Origin of the sequence: Flavobacterium longum, from assembly GCF_965137575.1 — a bacterium.
GTDB classification, from domain to species: domain Bacteria; phylum Bacteroidota; class Bacteroidia; order Flavobacteriales; family Flavobacteriaceae; genus Flavobacterium; species Flavobacterium longum.
The window spans coordinates 491,023-507,770 of record NZ_CBCRZJ010000003.1 but is presented as its reverse complement, the minus strand read 5'-3'; the positions used below and the strand labels follow the sequence as shown (position 1 = coordinate 507,770).

At 50.2% G+C, this 16,748-nt stretch carries 16 protein-coding genes; 12 read left to right on the top strand and 4 right to left on the bottom strand.

The window, feature by feature from the left end; genetic code table 11:
• Nucleotide 1 precedes the first annotated feature (1 nt).
• From ACM9J1_RS07960 to ACM9J1_RS07920, 9 genes are all read left to right on the top strand, one after another.
• Nucleotides 2-490: a DinB family protein gene (locus ACM9J1_RS07960; protein ID WP_415581501.1), complete on the top strand. Its 489-nt coding sequence runs from the start codon at nt 2-4 to the stop codon at nt 488-490.
• Nucleotides 478-1,185: an NRDE family protein gene (locus tag ACM9J1_RS07955; RefSeq protein WP_415581500.1), complete on the top strand. Its 708-nt coding sequence runs from the start codon at nt 478-480 to the stop codon at nt 1,183-1,185. Before ACM9J1_RS07960 ends, ACM9J1_RS07955 begins: the two co-directional genes overlap by 13 nt.
• On the top strand, nt 1,182-2,216 hold the full coding sequence (locus ACM9J1_RS07950) for a D-alanine--D-alanine ligase (protein WP_415581499.1): 1,035 nt from the start codon (nt 1,182-1,184) through the stop codon (nt 2,214-2,216). The genes ACM9J1_RS07955 and ACM9J1_RS07950 overlap by 4 nt, the downstream gene beginning before the upstream one ends.
• Nucleotides 2,216-2,863: a hypothetical protein gene (locus ACM9J1_RS07945; protein ID WP_415581498.1), complete on the top strand. Its 648-nt coding sequence runs from the start codon at nt 2,216-2,218 to the stop codon at nt 2,861-2,863. The genes ACM9J1_RS07950 and ACM9J1_RS07945 overlap by 1 nt, the downstream gene beginning before the upstream one ends.
• Nucleotides 2,864-2,866: 3 nt before the next feature.
• Nucleotides 2,867-3,541 carry an SDR family NAD(P)-dependent oxidoreductase gene (locus ACM9J1_RS07940; RefSeq protein WP_415581497.1) on the top strand — a complete coding sequence of 225 codons (675 nt, stop codon included), beginning with the start codon at nt 2,867-2,869 and terminating at the stop codon, nt 3,539-3,541.
• 28 nt (nt 3,542-3,569) lie between these two features.
• A complete protein-coding gene (locus ACM9J1_RS07935; RefSeq protein WP_415581496.1) occupies nt 3,570-4,166 on the top strand; it encodes a SprT-like domain-containing protein in 597 nt (198 codons plus the stop codon).
• 110 nt (nt 4,167-4,276) lie between these two features.
• Nucleotides 4,277-4,552 carry a hypothetical protein gene (locus ACM9J1_RS07930; RefSeq protein ID WP_415581495.1) on the top strand — a complete coding sequence of 92 codons (276 nt, stop codon included), beginning with the start codon at nt 4,277-4,279 and terminating at the stop codon, nt 4,550-4,552.
• 116 nt (nt 4,553-4,668) lie between these two features.
• Nucleotides 4,669-5,727, top strand: coding sequence for a mannose-1-phosphate guanylyltransferase (locus ACM9J1_RS07925; RefSeq protein WP_415581494.1), 1,059 nt, complete (start codon nt 4,669-4,671; stop codon nt 5,725-5,727).
• Nucleotides 5,728-5,958: 231 nt separating this feature from the next.
• The gene (locus tag ACM9J1_RS07920) at nt 5,959-9,228 is read left to right on the top strand and encodes a T9SS type B sorting domain-containing protein (RefSeq protein WP_415581493.1); all 3,270 of its coding nucleotides are present in this window, start codon (nt 5,959-5,961) and stop codon (nt 9,226-9,228) included.
• Here the strand turns inward: ACM9J1_RS07920 and ACM9J1_RS07915 are convergent.
• The 3 genes from ACM9J1_RS07915 to ACM9J1_RS07905 all read right to left on the bottom strand — a co-directional run bounded on the left by ACM9J1_RS07915 (nt 9,225) and on the right by ACM9J1_RS07905 (nt 11,784).
• Nucleotides 9,225-9,995: an ABC transporter ATP-binding protein gene (locus ACM9J1_RS07915; protein ID WP_415581492.1), complete on the bottom strand. Its 771-nt coding sequence runs from the start codon at nt 9,993-9,995 to the stop codon at nt 9,225-9,227. The two genes, ACM9J1_RS07920 and ACM9J1_RS07915, sit on opposite strands and share 4 nt — an antisense overlap.
• Nucleotides 9,992-10,741: an MlaE family ABC transporter permease gene (locus ACM9J1_RS07910; RefSeq protein WP_415581491.1), complete on the bottom strand. Its 750-nt coding sequence runs from the start codon at nt 10,739-10,741 to the stop codon at nt 9,992-9,994. Before ACM9J1_RS07910 ends, ACM9J1_RS07915 begins: the two co-directional genes overlap by 4 nt.
• A gap of 194 nt (nt 10,742-10,935) precedes the next feature.
• Nucleotides 10,936-11,784 carry a glycosyltransferase family 2 protein gene (locus ACM9J1_RS07905; protein ID WP_415581490.1) on the bottom strand — a complete coding sequence of 283 codons (849 nt, stop codon included), beginning with the start codon at nt 11,782-11,784 and terminating at the stop codon, nt 10,936-10,938.
• Between the two features lie 97 nt (nt 11,785-11,881).
• Between ACM9J1_RS07905 and ACM9J1_RS07900 the strand changes: the two genes are divergently transcribed.
• The 3 genes from ACM9J1_RS07900 to ACM9J1_RS07890 all read left to right on the top strand — a co-directional run bounded on the left by ACM9J1_RS07900 (nt 11,882) and on the right by ACM9J1_RS07890 (nt 16,229).
• Complete coding sequence (locus tag ACM9J1_RS07900; RefSeq protein ID WP_415581489.1) at nt 11,882-14,059, top strand: LamG-like jellyroll fold domain-containing protein; 2,178 nt, start codon at nt 11,882-11,884, stop codon at nt 14,057-14,059.
• Nucleotides 14,060-14,127: 68 nt separating this feature from the next.
• Entirely contained in the window at nt 14,128-15,123 is a 996-nt protein-coding gene (locus ACM9J1_RS07895) for a polysaccharide deacetylase family protein (protein WP_415581488.1), read from the top strand.
• Nucleotides 15,120-16,229, top strand: coding sequence for a GNAT family N-acetyltransferase (locus ACM9J1_RS07890; RefSeq protein ID WP_415581487.1), 1,110 nt, complete (start codon nt 15,120-15,122; stop codon nt 16,227-16,229). The genes ACM9J1_RS07895 and ACM9J1_RS07890 overlap by 4 nt, the downstream gene beginning before the upstream one ends.
• On the opposite strand, the gene ACM9J1_RS07885 is transcribed toward ACM9J1_RS07890, so the two are convergent.
• The gene (locus tag ACM9J1_RS07885) at nt 16,226-16,747 is read right to left on the bottom strand and encodes a class I SAM-dependent methyltransferase (protein ID WP_415581486.1); all 522 of its coding nucleotides are present in this window, start codon (nt 16,745-16,747) and stop codon (nt 16,226-16,228) included. The genes ACM9J1_RS07890 and ACM9J1_RS07885 overlap by 4 nt on opposite strands.
• Nucleotide 16,748 lies beyond the last annotated feature (1 nt).

Below are 16,748 nucleotides of genomic sequence, written 5' to 3'. Positions count from 1 at the left end.
TATGTTGTTGCCATCGGTAGAAAAATGCCTTGACGAATTATCCGGATTGCTGGGGCAACTCACCAATGAAACGTACGCGAAACCCTGCCCTGCGCTGAGCCATGCCAGCATCGGCGAACATACGCGCCACATTCTGGAAATGTTTCAGGGATTACTCAATAGCTATGCGTCGGGCGAAGTGAACTATGACAACCGACGCCGTGACCTGTTGTTGCAGACCGATACGGCGTGCGCGCTATCGGCTATTGCGTCGGTCAAGATGGCGCTCGGGAAGCCCGATAGAAAAATTACGCTCCGGCAAGTCATCGATGGCGAAGAACTGTCCATCGAAAGCAACTACTACCGCGAGTTATTGTATAATCTGGAACATTGCATCCACCATCAGGCGCTCATCAAAGTCGCGGTGCTGCAATGCGATGACGTGCTTCTTGGCGAGGAATTCGGCGTGGCGCGCTCCACGATCGAGTACCGAAAACAATGTGCACAGTAACCTTCGTAAAATCTGGCGAAAGAACCATCATCACCTCCAACCGCGATGAGCAAGTCCTGCGTCAGGCCGTAGAACCACGCAACCATTTGATCAACGACAAAGTCATTGTTTATCCGAAAGATCCGCAGGCCGGCGGCACTTGGTACGCCATAGACGAACGCGCGAATGTTCTGGTACTATTGAACGGCGCGGCCGAAAAACACCAGTGGAATCCGCCGTATCGCAAAAGCCGCGGGCTGATCTTGCTGGACATTATCAGCGCAGCATCGCCTTGGCAACAATGGGGCAGTATTGACCTTGAGGACATCGAACCCTTTACGCTCGTGCTGTTCGAGTCCGGCAAACTCTACCAGTTGCGCTGGGACGGACATGAAAAACAAGCCGTGCAACTCGACGCCAACAGCAACCACATTTGGTCTTCATCGACGTTGTATCCGAAGGAAATCCGGGAAAAACGCGAGCAATGGTTCGCCAATTTCATGCGGTTCAACAGCGAGCCGACCGGAAAGGATATGTACCATTTTCACCATTATACCGAATCGGGCGACACGCAGAACGGATTGGTCATCAACCGGAACAATTTCCTGAAAACACTCAGCATTACCCAAACCGTCATCCACGACAACAAGGTCAAAATGAACTACCATGATTTGGTGCAGCACAAAGATTACGTCCATTCCTTCGTGATCGTATGAGGTTGTTCTTCCACAAGTTGACGCACTGGGAATACTGGCCTTTTTTCCCGATTTATTTTCCGGTGATTTTGCAATGGATTTATTTTTCGGTGAAAGCCCGTTCCATATTTTTCTTCAACGCCGCCAACCCAACCATCAAAAATGGCGGTTTCATGGCCGAGAGCAAAAAGGCGATTTACGATTTGATCCCGTCGCAGTATTACCCCAAGACGGAACTGATCACAGAAAAGATGTCGCTGGCCGATGCGGTTTCAATCATGGAGAAATCCGGCTTTCAATTTCCGTTGATTTGTAAACCGGACATTGGGTTGCGCGGGTCAGCTGTCAAGAAAATCGAGACGATGGATGACTTTGCGGACTATCATACCAAAGCCGATTTTGATTTTTTGATCCAGGATTTGATTCCGTACGAGCACGAATTCGGTATTTTTTACGTGCGGTATCCGGGCGAACCGAAAGGCCGGATCACGGGCATCGTAGGCAAGGAATTCTTGGTCGTGACCGGCGATGGCGTGTCAAGCATCGAATCGTTGCTGGCGAAAAACCCACGGTTTGCGTTGCAGCTTCCGGCGTTGCGCAAAGAGTATGGCAGCCAATTGCGGAACGTGTTGCCCGATGGCGAAAAGCGGAACCTCGTACCGTACGGCAACCATGCGCGCGGGGCGAAGTTTATCGACGAATCACACCGCATTACCCAAAAACTAACAGATATGATCGACGCGATTTGCCGACAGGTGCCGCAATTTTACTTCGGTCGGCTCGATGTCATGTACCGCCGTTTCGAAGAACTCGAACGCGGCGAACACTTCCAAATCGTGGAGCTCAACGGCGCCGCTTCGGAGCCCACGCACATATACGATCCGAAACATTCCATTTTCTTCGCTTGGAAGGAATTGCTGCGCCACAACCGCTATCTTTACGAGATCAGCCGTGCCAATAAAGAAAATGGTGCGTCCTATTTGCCGTACCGCGAGGGCATGACTCAATACCGCATCCATTTGTCGCACAGTAAAAAAATCGTTGCTTTCTGATGAACATCCTCAAACACATAAGCGTGGGTTTTCTGGTGAGTTTCATCGGGTCGTTGCCCTTGGGCTACCTGAATGTGGTCGGGCTGGCGGTATATCCATTGGGTTTTGATTTGCTCTTCTGTTATATGATGGGCGTGGTTTCCATCGAAGCGATCACGGTGTTCCTGACGCTGATTTTCGCCGAGAAATTGGCCAAACGAAATCGACTGATGCGCTTCATCGAAGGCTTTTCGGTGCTGTTCATGTTTGTGCTCGCCGTTATTTTCTATCTCGGTGCGTCCGGGAAACAAGAGCATTTTGACGCGGTAAAAGTGGGTACTATGGCATCGGCGTATGTATTGGGCGTCAGTTTGAGTGCGTTGAATTTCCTGCAACTTCCGTTCTGGACGGGCTGGAATCTATACCTGGTCAATAAAAAATACGTTGAACCCACATCGGGCAACCGGATGGCATACGTCATCGGTACCGCCGTGGGAACTTTTTGCGGCATGCTGGCGTTCATTTTTTTGCTGGCGCAATTGCAGGAACAATATTTTTCGGGCGGTGTCATGTATCTGCTGGCGTTGGGTTTCGCGGTCATCGGTGCCATACAGGCGTGGAAATACTACCGCAAATACCACAGGCCGAAACAACTTCCGTATCTTTAGCGCATGAAGAACATCATCATCACCGGAACCTCGCGCGGCATCGGGCTTGAGTTGGCGTTGCTTTTCGCCCAGGCCGGCCACAACGTACTGGCGGTTTCCCGTAAAATTCCACAAGCGTTGTTGGGGAATCAAAACATCACCTGTTTGCCCGTAGATCTGGCCGATGAAAACAGCCTGACGCAAGTCGAGGATTTTCTTGCCGGCTGGAAACACGTCGATGCCATTGTCCACAACGCCGGAACACTCATTCACCGTCCGTTCTTTAAAACCACTACCGCCGATTTTGAGCACGTGTATCGCGTTAACGTTTTTGGCGTGGCCGCACTCACCAGGATTTGTCTGCCATACTTGAAGAAAGGCAGTCATGTGGTGGGCATTTCCAGCATGGGCGGCATTCAAGGCAGCATGAAATTCGCGGGTTTGTCGGCGTACAGTTCGAGCAAAGGCGCGCTGATTACGCTCATGGAATTGCTGGCCGAAGAATACAAGGAAACCGGGATTGCGTTCAATGTCCTGGCTTTGGGTGCGGTGCAAACCGAGATGCTCGCTGAAGCCTTTCCGGAGTATCAAGCGCCGGTATCGGCCAAGGAAATGGCCAGTTACATCTACGATTTCACGTTGACCGGAGGCAAATTCCACAACGGGAAAATCATCCAGGTTTCCTCTTCCACGCCATAGTCGTTTCGTTCAGTCAATTGTCAATTAAATGTCTTCCGTCCTCGAAAAATACCTTCCCGAACACGCCGTAAAGCCGGTTTTCCAGCTCATCGTTGACCATCAGGTGCACCTGAAAATCGTCAACGAACGCGTGACGCGGCACGGCGATTATCGGTCGTCGGCCGGGAAACACGAGATTACCGTAAACGCCAACTTGAACAAATACCGTTTCCTGATGACGCTCATCCACGAGATTGCGCATCTGGTGGCTTTTGAAAAATATGGGCGGAATATCAAACCGCACGGCAACGAATGGAAGTATGTATTCCAGCAACTGATGGTGCCGTATATCAGGCCAGAGATTTTCCCGAATCATTTACTGCCATTATTGGCGCGGCATTTCAGGAATCCTTCTGCGAGTAGCGATACCGATACCACATTGTCTTTGGCGCTCAAGCAGTACGATCCGGCCAACGACAAACACTATGTTTTTGAAGTGCCGTACGGCGGTTTGTTCCGGATCAAGAACGGGAAAATCTTCCGCAAGGGCGCACAACGCACCAAACGTTTTGAGTGTGAGGAAGTCGCGACACGTAAAGTGTATTTGTTCAATCCGAACGCGGAAGTTGAACTACTGCCGGGATGAATCTTTACCCAATAGTTCTGTGTTAATAAAAGCGCAAATTCTGTAATAATTAACAGGCGATGCTATAAACGTGCGGGCGCGGCCCGGGTTTAGTTTTGGAAAAAAACAAAATGCCAGACCATTTGCCGTCCATCGTCCAAAAAATGTTGCGCCACGAACACGTCCTAGATAGGATGTCAGTCGCCAAGGAAATTTTCCAGTCGCTTGAAAGCGACATCGATGATTTCGGCCCGATTGAGAAAGTCCTGAAAAAACACTTTATTTCCCGGTTGAAGGTTTGCGCCTTGCACCGCGACGCAGCCCAGACGGCCATCGTAATCCTGCTGGCGAATTTCTATGTGAAGAACTACCAGGATTTCATTGACGATTTCCCGGCGGCGGCTTAAACCTGCAAGGTTTTCAAAACCTTGCAGGTTTTCCCCACAGAAACCGGCATCCAAAATCTCTTTTAACTTTTCAAGAACGCGGTTTATCACTATCTTTCGGGCACCAAAAATGAACTATGGATAAGAATTATTATGCCATCATCATGGCCGGCGGCGTCGGTTCCAGATTCTGGCCGGTGTCAACCGCAGATTTCCCCAAGCAATTCCACGACATGCTCGGCGCTGGGCAAACGCTCATCCAAAAGACGTTTTCGCGCCTCTCTCAATTGGTTCCGGCCGAAAACATCCTGGTGCTCACCAACGAAAAATACAACGACATCGTGTTGGCGCAATTGCCACAAATCAAACAAGAGCAAGTCTTACTCGAACCGGCCATGCGCAACACCGCGCCATGCATTTTGTACGCGGCCCTGAAAATCAGAAAACAAAACCCCGATGCGGTCATGGTCGTTGCGCCGTCAGATCACTGGATCGAAGACGAAAACGCTTTTGCGGCAGACCTCAAAAAATGTTTCGATTATTGCGGCAGCCACGACGCGCTACTCACACTCGGCATCAAACCCACGTTCCCGAACACCGGTTTCGGCTATATCGAGTTTGATAAGTCCGACGCCAATACCATCAAGAAAGTCAATCAGTTCCGCGAAAAACCGGACTATGAAACCGCAAAATCATTTCTTGAAAGCGGCAATTTCCTCTGGAACGGCGGTATTTTCATTTGGAGCGCGCAGGCCATCACCAAGGCTTTCGAGCAGTTCCAGCCGCAAATGAATGCGTTGTTCGAGCAAGGTTACGACAGCTACAACACACCGGCAGAACCGTCGTTCATTTCACAACATTACGCCGAAGCCGAAAATATTTCCATCGACTACGCCGTCATGGAAAAAGCCCAAAATGTCTACGTTTTGCCCGCATCTTTTGACTGGAACGACCTCGGTACCTGGGGTTCACTCCACGAGAAACTCGACAAGGATGACAGCAACAACGCAGTGGTCAACGCCACGGTCATCCTCGAGAACGCGGCCAACAACATCATCCGCGCCGAAGGCACCAAACTCATCATCATCGACGGCCTGAACGACTACATCATCGTCGATAAGGACGATGTTTTGCTCATCTATCCGAAAGGAAAAGAGCAGGAAATCAAAGGCATTGTCGCGCGCATGAACGCCTAAATCTGTCCGCGATCATAAAATAGTGCATGCTTTCCCGGCATGCATTTTTTTTTGGGCGTTGCGCATGGCGCCGGGCTGTTCGCTCATAGTCCTCGCTGCCGCTGCGGGCTATCCGCTGCCATCCCTAACGCAACCCTACATTTTCGACCCTCATTGTCAATTATCAACTGTCAATTGTCCATTGAAAAGCAACCTAAGTGTTAAAATCGCGTCTAGGCTAAAACCAACCAAATGAACCCACGTGTCACCCGAAGCCATTTTGGCCTGAAACTCCTGTTTTTATTCTTGTTCTTTCTCGCCTCGACGATCGCGCGTGCCACATTACCTGATTTTACGTTAACCGTTGGCCAAACCAACGAAACCTGTGCGGGCAACGGCAGTTTAACGTTCTCCGTGTCCGGCACCGATCCCAACGCCACGGTCACGTACGCGGTCTATTTGCTCCCGAACACCACAACTTCCATTGCGACCTTGTCAGGCAATACGCTTGGCGGACTTGTCGCCGGAACTTATCGCGTGGTGGCTACACAGGCGCTCGGCTCCGAAAACAACAACCAACAACAAGACGTTACCATCACCAGCAACATCGTTCCGCTCACATACGCCATCGGCAGCCAGGACGCCATTTGCGGCAACGACGGAAAAATGACCGTGAGCATCACGCAAGGCGTCGGTGTATCGTATGAAATTATTTCCGGACCGGTCATCAGGCCATTGCAGTCCTCACCGATTTTTGATTTGCTGCCGCCGGGCAACTACCAAATTCGTGTGTTCAACAACTGTGGCGAAGGCGTGGTACAGAACCATACGGTTGCAGGCTACACCGCCTATTTCAGCATCGCGACGCTCGGAAATACAGATCCGCTATTGCCATCGTGCAACAGCATTACGGTAGGCAACCCGCTTTCTGTTCCGGCCGGAAGCATCATCGCGTGGCCACTGCAAGTGCAATACACCGTATATCCGCCCACCGGCGACCCGATTATTCTTAACAATACGCAGCCATCGGGCAACCCGTTTCAGGGCACGTTGGGCTACGTCATCCCGTTTTACCACAACCAGCAATATTCCTATGACGTCACCGTGACAGACAATTGCGGGAACGTGTTCCATTGCAACAACAACATTGTCAATAAGAAACTGGAAGTAAGCATCACCGCACCGCCAGTGGGTTGCAACGACAAAAAAATCGTGATTTCGGCCAGCAATTACGTCGGGCCTTTCACGGTTAATTTCCTATCTGCGCCTGCAGGTTTCAACCCGTTAACCTACAACGCCGGGCATCCCGGCCCCTTTGATCCGGACGCAACGTATTACAATCCGAACGTGCAACTTTTGCCGGGTGTGTATCAAGTGGAAATCATCGACGCCTGCGACCGAACGGCCATTGGCTCCGTGAATGTGGTGTTTGACAATCCGCCTGCGGGCGTCGCTGCTTTCATCATGATGGGATGTGAATATGGCCAGGGCGCGATTTCCATGGTGAGTACAGGTTCGTCGTTGACTTCGGTAATCATCCAATCTGCACCGTCGGGTTATCCAAATGCACTTCCGGACGATGTCAGCGAATTCCTGGTAGACGGTGTGTTGTACATGAATTCTTTGGCGAACGGATTGTACACCGTCCGGACCGTTGATGCCTGCAACAACATCCGCACTACGGTGGTCAATTTGCTGCCGTATAATGTTGTTACAAATGATGTAGACGTAGTTCCGGCGTGCAACTCCTTTGGCGTCGATTTAAATTATGACGACACCGCATTACAAACGCAATATTTCTGGCTCCAACAGCAAAATGCCGCAGGGTTGTGGGTACATCCGCAAACGGGTTTTGCCGGTGGCGCGCAGGTTAACGCGGTAAATGCCATTTCGCTGACCAACGGGGCCGTCACACCGAACCTACAGTTTACAGGACATTTCCGCGTGGTCGTCACGTTTCAGGTCTATGGCAACGGCACCGCGACCATGGTCAATTGCATGCGCGTCCTCGATGAATTCGATTATTCGGGCGGTCCGGAAATTACCTCCGTCGATTCGTTTTCGTGTTCGCCGACGGCCGCAGATGTTGTGGTGACAGCCACGGGTGTCGGGCCATTGACCTACCGCATCACCACGCAGAACGGCAGCCCGTTTCTGGTCAACAACGGCAACAATCCACTGTTTACAGGCTTGACACCGGCCATTTATAATTTTCAGGTGGAAGATGTATGCGGCAACATCCTCAACCGCATCTTCGACGTCACCACGCCGCTGGCGCTCGCCATCACGCCCAACGGATTTTGTGAAGGCCAGCAAGGCACGCTCACCATTACGCTGTTGCCGTTCCTGCAATACGAATGGTACAAAGGCACCGACACGGCAACCATTCTCAGTACGAGCAATGTGCTTACATTTCCGGCTTACAACAGCACGACCGATGCCGGCGTGTATTCCGTGCATCTGATTTACCCGAACACGAATTCGTGTATTGACCAAACCATCAGTTTTACCTTGTCACCGAACCTCGCCAACCCGGAAGCCGGAACCGGCAGCGCCACGGTATATTGCGGCACGCAGGGCAACATTGATCTGTTTACTTTGCTTTCGGGTTCGTATGATGATTTCGGCACCTGGACGCAAACTTCCGGCGTGGGCAGTGCGCTTTCGGGTAGTGTTTTCAACTCCGATGCGGCCGGATCGGGGCAATATGTATTCACTTACACAGTAAACGGGCTTTGCGATTTTGTAGATACGGCCACGGTGGCCATTACGGTCAATGCCATTCCGCCTACGCCGGTTCCGTTCCTGGAGCAGGAATTGTGCACCAACCAGCCATTGTTGCTGCTTGCCACGACGGTTCCAAACGCCATTTACACTTGGACTGGCCCGAACGGTTTCACCTCGAACGACCAAAATCCCATCATCCAAAACCCAACGCCGGCCATCAGCGGTACGTATTCGGTGAAAGTCACGGTGAACGGTTGTGAATCAGGTACGGCTACGCTCGATGTCACCGTACTGCCGATTCCGGAATTTACTGTGGACGCGGGTTGCGACGGGAACGACTTTGTGCTGTCGGCGACGGCGGTTGATCCAGACATTGATTTGTCTTTGTACACTTTTTCATGGACTGGCCCAGAAGGTTATTCGGCGGTTGGCCCGCGGCAAGTGATCAACGGTATGCCCGGCGGAACTTACGCTGTTACCATCAGCGCGACCGGCGTTTGCCCTTTTTCCGGTTCGGTCACCATAGAAGGCACGCGTTGCGGCATCCCGAAAGGTGTTTCGCCCAACAACGACGGCGACAATGACAACTGGGATTTGTCTGGGTTCGATATTGAAACCGTCCAGATTTTCAACCGATATGGCATGGAAGTCTATGACCGCGCGCGTTACATTGATGAATGGTACGGCCAGGATAAAAAAGGACGGATGCTGCCTACTGCAACATACTATTATTTGGTGAAATTGACTTCGGGCGAGGCCAAAAGCGGCTGGGTGTATTTGAACCGAGAATATTAAAGGTTGTGTTCCTTGCGCACGGCGTCGCGCACTTTGCGGAACAGGTCAGACGAATACACGAATTCCACGATGGCTTCATTGTCGGTCTTGAAGATTTCGTCTTTGGTGCCTTCCCAAGCTTTCAGGCCATTCTTAAGAAACACGATCTTGTCGCCGATCTGCATCACGGAGTTCATGTCATGCGTGTTGATCACCGTCGTGATGTTGTATTCCTGCGTGATTTCCTGAATGAGCTCGTCCATGAGCATGGCCGTGTTCGGGTCTAGCCCAGAGTTAGGTTCGTCGCAAAACAGGTATTTCGGATTGTTCACGATGGCACGCGCAATGGCCACGCGTTTCTGCATACCGCCCGAGATTTCAGAAGGCATTTTGTGGTGCGCGTTTACGAGATTCACGCGTTGCAGGACAAAATCCACGCGCTCTTTCATCTGCGCCTTGGTCTGGTTGGTGAACATCCTCAGCGGAAAGCCCACGTTTTCTTCCACGGTCATCGAATCGAACAACGCGCTGCCTTGGAACACCATGCCTATTTCCGTCCGGATTTCCCGTTTTTCTTCTTTGGAAAGTTCCGAATAAATCCTGCCGTCAAACGAAATCGTCCCGGAATCCGGCTGGTGAATGCCAAGCAAAGTCTTGAGCATGACGGTTTTTCCGGAACCCGATTGCCCGATGATGAGGTTGGTTTTTCCGGCCTCGAACGTCGCCGAAATACCTTTTAGGACTTCGTGCCCGTCAAACGATTTCCGGATGTCTTTCACTTCAATCATGACGACAACAGCATTTGGGTTAAGATGTAATTCAGCAAAATAATCGTCACCGACGTCCAGACGAATGACACCGTGGCCGCTTTGCCCACTTCGAGCGCGCCGCCTTTCATATAATAACCGTGGAACGACGGAATCGTAGCCAGCACAAGTGCGAACACGAATGTCTTGATGAACGCATACGCAATGTGGAACGGAATGAACTCCATCTGCAAACCGCCAATGAACTCGTTGCTCGCCGAAAAGCCGCCATAAACGCCCGCAATCCAGCCGCCCAGAATCCCGAGGAACATGGCAATGCCAATGACGAACGGGTAGAGCAGGAGCGCGATGAGTTTCGGGAAAACCAGATAATTCAAGGAATTAACGCCCATGACTTCGAGCGCGTCGATCTGTTCGGTCACGCGCATCGTACCGATGGACGACGTAATGAACGAACCCATTTTTCCGGCCATGATGATCGAGATGAATGTAGGCGCAAATTCCAAAATGACAGACTGCCGCGTGGCAAACCCGATCAAATATTTCGGGATCAGCGGATTGGTCAAATTCAGCGCGGTCTGGATGGCCACAACGCCGCCCACGAAGAACGAGATGAACGCCACAATGCCCAAAGATTCAATAATCAGGCTGTCGATTTCCTTGAGAATCAGCCCGCGCATCACAGACCATTTCACCGGGCTGCGGAAAATTTCTTTCCACATCAAGAAATACCGGCCGATCTGGCGTAAATAGCGAATGAGCATCATGGGCGTTGAATATGCGCAAAAGTAACGATTCCTTTAGAGTTTACCGTTTGGCCTTTAGAGTTTTTTAATTTTTTTGGCGTTGCGCGTTGCGCCGGGCTGTCCGCACTCGCATTTGTAAACCCCAAAGGTTTTAAAAACCTTTGGGGTTTACAAAGCGCTCAAACAATGCTTCCATCCCTAACGCGGGTATTTGCTCACCGGAAAATTTTCTCCTTCATTTTCTGCCAGCGGTACCGCCTGATGAATTTGGCCTGTTCGTCGGTGACGAGCATCGGTTTCCGCGCCGATTTTGCCTTAAAAAAACCGGTCATGTAATCCAGGAACAGCAGCGGTTTCTTCTTCATCATCGCCAGCTTTGCAGATGCAATCGCCGTAATCCAAAAGCCGTAACCCAAGGTGTAAAACGCTTCGCCTTGTTTGTAGCGTGCGGTTTTGTCGTAGCTGGCACCGGTCGGCTTCAGGTGTTTTACTTTCAGTTCGGGCACCGTAACCACTTTCCAGCCATAAAATTTTGCCAGCAATTCATCAACGGTGTCCCAGCCCATGGCCGGTTTGAGTCCGCCAATCTGTTCAAAACATTTTTTACGATAGGCTTTTAGCGCGCCGCGGATGTGGTCTTTGTCCGTCAGGTTTTCCAAAACCCATTCGCCGTTTTTCTCGATGTAGCAAAATCCGCCGGCCATGCCTGCTTTTTCATCGGTCTTAAAAACGTCTACGATGGTCTCGAAGTAATTTTCGGGCAAGATCAAATCGGCATCCAGCTTTACGATGATGTCACAATCGCCTATTGCAGCAAGCCCTTTCTCAAACGCGCGGATGACTTTGCTGCCGGGCAAATGCACCGCTTCAGAAGTGTTTTTTACCAGCGAAATGAACTGAAATTTCTCCGCGAAACGGGTAACGATCTTAGCGGTGTCGTCGGTCGAATTGTCGTCCACGACCACAACCTGCGCAGGCAACAACGACTGCGATGCCAATGATTGTAAGGTGTCTGCAATGAACGCCTGTTCGTTATAGGCCGGGATGATAATGTTAATGCGCATGCCCAAAAGTAAGCGATTTAGTTGACTTGGCGTGCCGCGGAAAATGTGTCACGGAAGGCGTACCCTAAATTCCTGTATATTTGACAAAAAGTTGACAATGAAAAAATTCTACTCGGTCCTGGCGCTACTTTTTTTCGGCTTGGGCTACGGGCAAATCACCAATAATTTGTTGCTGGAATACAAATGCAACGGGAATGCAGATGACAGTTCGGGCAACAATTACAACGCGACGGTCCATGGAGCAACGCTGGCGCCAGACCGCAACGGCAACCCAAATTCAGCCTACTATTTTGACGGCGTAGACGACTATATTGAATTTCCCAACCTGGCCGCGCTAAAGCCGCAACTTCCGGTTTCCTTCGCTTTTTGGGTACGCTATGACAGTACCGACTGGCAAGACCAGACGGTTTTCAGCACTTCGGAAGAAGATGACCGGGCGGCCGGTATTTGGTTCAATTCCACGGCGTCCGGCGCCAAGTTCGCTGTCAATTATGGCGACGGCAGCCAAAGTTACACCAGCGGCACCCGGCGTACATTCGTCGCAGACACGGTGATTGATACCAACAATTGGTACCATTTGGTCGTGGTCGTGAAAGGCCCGACAGATATGCACATCTACGTGAATTGCGACGAATTTCAAGGAAATTACTCCGGAAGTGGCGGCCCGTTGGTATATTCCACTTTCCCTGGCGTGATTGGCCGTCACGACCGCAGCATTGGCGGGCCACCCGATTTTTTCAAAGGTTACATAGATGATTTCAGGTATTGGGACCGGGAAGTTTTGCCCGAAGAAGTTTTCGGATTGTGCCAGACCGTTCCGCCGCCGGTATTCGCCATTAACCAAGGTTGTGCGGGCGATGCCTATTTGCTCACTGCGGTACCGGACCAAACCGTGCCGCCTGGAACGGTGTATTCCTGGACTGGCCCGAACAATTTCACGGCATCGGGCAACCCGATTGACATTACCGGTTTGCCCATCGGTACATACACGGTTACGGCCACACTTCCGGGAAACATTGTAGTGACGCAATCCGTGCAAGTGACCAGCAACACGTTTTGCAACATTCCGAGCTTTACGATCACGCAAGGTTGCGTTGGGGCGGACTATGTACTGACTGTGGTTCCAAACCCATCGGTGCCGCCGCAAATGGTTTTTTCATGGACTGGCCCGGCTGATTTTTCGGCAACGGGCGACAGTATTATCATCACCGGCCTTCCGGCAGGAGACTATGTGCTCACCGTAGATCTGGGCAACGGCTTCAGTGTGACGCAGTCGGTGGCGGTGGCCAATACAATATGTGCATTTCCGTCGTTCACGATCAGTCAAGGTTGTGTAGACGCAGCATATTTACTCAATGTAGTACCAAATCAATCCTTCCCAGATGGAACGGTGTATTCCTGGACTGGCCCGAACAATTTCACGGCATCGGGCAACCCGATTGACATTACCGGTTTGCCCATCGGTACATACACGGTTACGGCCACACTTCCGGGAAACATTGTAGTGACGGAATCCGTGCAAGTGACCAGCAACACGTTTTGCAACATTCCTAGCTTTACGATCACGCAAGGATGCGTTGGGGCAGACTATGTACTGACTGTGGTTCCAGCCCCGTCGGTGCCGCCGCAAATGGTTTTTTCATGGACTGGCCCGGCTGATTTTTCGGCAACGGGCGACAGTATTATCATCACCGGCCTTCCGGCAGGAAACTATGTGCTTACCGTAGATCTGGGCAACGGTTTCAGCGTTACACAGTCGGTCGCGGTGGCCAATACAACTTGTGCGTTGCCATTGTTTACCATCAGCCAGGGCTGTTTCGACGAGAAATACTTGCTCACAGCCACGCCGGTCGCGCCCGATACTTCGGTTTCGACTTACACATGGACGGGCCCCGACAGTTTCTTTGCCATCGGAAATCCCGTAGACATTACGGGCTTGGCGACGGGCACTTATGCTGTAGCCGCGTCATTGCCGGATAACCTAACGGTGACGCAATCGGTGACAGTGGCGGCAACATCCTGCAGAATTCCCAAGGGCATTTCCCCTGACGATGACCAGAACAATACCTTTGACTTGTCGGGCTTCGATGTGAAATGGGTGAAAATCTTCAACCGTTACGGCATGAAAGTCTACGAAATGGACGGTTACGTCAACCAATGGCGCGGGCAAGATGACAGTGGGCATGAATTGCCCGGCGCCACGTATTATTACCAGGTGCAATTGGCCTCAGGCGAAATCAGGACGGGCTGGGTGTACTTGCTTCGACGCAAATAGTAAAATGCAAAACGCAACGGCTTGACGCAAGAAAATGGTATCTTTACCGGTGTTTTTTCAAGATTGGAATGGGCATCGTAAAAAATAGTCTTTATCGGGTAGCATCGGGCGCTTGGCTGCGCTTCTTCAAAAACGAGCCTGTTTTCGGCTACTATCATTTGGTGCGCAACAACAAGGTGCCGCACATCGAACACCTGTACGCGTATAAAAATGTGGCGCAGTTTGTGGCCGATGTTGACTTCCTGAAGGCAAATTATCGCGCCACGACTCCTGCCGAATTGCGTGACGGGCGTGCGGGCAAAAACGTATTTTTGTTGTCTTTTGACGATGGCCTCGAAGAAATTTATTCCGTGGTGTTTCCTATCCTGAAAGCAAAGAATCTCAGGGCGGTATTCTTTATCAACCCGAATTTCGTCGATAATGCAGAAAGTCTTTACAAGCACGATATCAGCGTCATCATCGGTCATTTGAAAGCGCAGGGCTTCAATGCAGCAAATATGGCAATCGTTAAGGAAATACTACCGATAACGTTCCAGTCAAACGAGGAGTTCGCAGCGAAATTCAAACAGTTAAAATTTGCGGATCGCGACAAAGTCAAAGAGATTGCTGTAGCGCTGGGCATTGATATGCGAAGTTATTTGAAGCAACATACGCCATATATTTCAAAGGCGCAAATCAAGGAAATGCTCGATGCCGGGTTTTGGTTTGGTGGCCATACAATGTCGCATCCACCGCTGGGGCAACTCAGTCACGCGGCGCAAAAGGCGGAAATACAACAATCCGTACAATGGCTCAAAGACCATTTCCACATCGATTATTCTTTGTTCGCCTTTCCTTTCACCGATAAAAACATTTCCAGGCGATTGATTGATGAGTTGCTTGCCGAAGACGATCGCCTGCTGATTTTCGGGAATTCAGGCCTGAGACAAGACGTTCATCCACGCATCATTCAACGTTTTTCGCTTGAAAACCCGACGCGCGAAACACCAAAAGTTATCGTCGCGGAACATTTGTACAAAATTTTCAACAAACTCATCGGAAAATATCATATTCGCAGGAAATGAACGAAATTCGGAAAATATACAAAAAGGACATTCCCGCGCTTTTAGATGATGCCGATTTCTGGAGCAGTCCGTTTCTGTCTATCAGCAGGCATAGGCTTTATGCCCACTGGCAAAATCCGGACAGTGATCCAGAAGATATCGCTTTGTTATTGGCTTATGCCGACGGACACATTGCTGGTTATATGGGCGTGTATATCGATAAAATTCTGCTCGACGGCACCCAGCACAAAATAGGATGGTTGTCTACTTGGTGGGTTCATCCAAGAACAAAAGGTACGGGAATAGGGCGCAACATCCTCGATACCATGTATGCCGAAAACAAGGGCAAAATAGGGATTTCACAATTCACGCCCAGCGCCAAACGCGTGTATGACAAGTCGGGCTATTTTTATACGTTAAAGGAAAGCGTCGGAATTAAGGCGGTCCTCAGAAGTGATATGGTGCATCTCGTTCCGGCTTTGTATCCGAAACTAAAATTCCTAAGGCCAGTATGGAAAGTTGCCGATGCGGCCGTAAACGCGCTGTACGGGATCAAGGTGTGGTTCCACAAGCGCGCCCTTGCCCATTCGCTTGCCGGCATCGAAATAGATTATGTCACTACGCTGGATGCCGAAACCGATGCGTTCGTGCAATCGCGCAATAGCAACCATATCGCCAGAAAAAGTAAGGATTTTTACCATTGGATGAAGTCTTGCCGTTGGGTAGAAGACGCGCCGCTGCTGGATTTTACCCAGCGTTCGAAATATGAATTTTCGATGTATGACAAAGGATTCGAATTCTATCTGATGAAAATCGTTTCTAAAGACGCAGTCATAGGGTTCATGGTTTTGCAAAAACGACACAAAACCATGAAAGTACTCTATGTTTATAGCAATCCGGAATATTTCGAAATATTGGCAAACATTATAAAATTACAGGCTATCGAACAAGATATGAATGAAATTATCTGTTACGATAAAGGTATTGTGCCCCATCTAAAATCTTCAGGACTTTTCTTGTACCGACGCAAAAAAGTCAAGCACTCGATTATATCAAAAGTATTCGAAAAGGAAAATTTCGATGATGTTGTGATGAATTTTGGTGACGGCGATTGTAGTTTTGCTTAAGTTTTCTCCGCGTAGACAATATAGTACCGGTTCGTAAACCGTCTCAGCAAAGGCCGCAAACCAAACTTCTTCACTGGGTTGGTCCATTTTTCCCGCGCGATGATGTTCCAGCCGGTTTTCTCGAGCAACCAGTCCAGCTGCCAATCTTCAAATTCGTGATAATGCCTGTCCCACGGGTCGGTTTTGCTGCGGTAGGCCGGCGAAAACCATAGCCGCATCGGGATAGAGATCAGTATTTTTTTAGATTTGACTTGTTGCAGCACGGTATACGGATTGAGCAAATGCTCGAAGATTTCAAACGCCGTCAGCACATCGTAATCATTGTCCTGCAACGCGTGTTGGTCGTTGTCCAAGTCTTCTCCCGTGGTATTGACGACCGAAAATCCTTGCTGTTTCATGATTTTCGAAAACGGGTTCTCGACGCCCAAATCGAGTATTTTCTCGTTTGCGGAAACGTGTTTTTTCATAAAAGCCAGCGTCTTGTTGAATCGCTTGTCAGGATAAACATCTTCGTACATA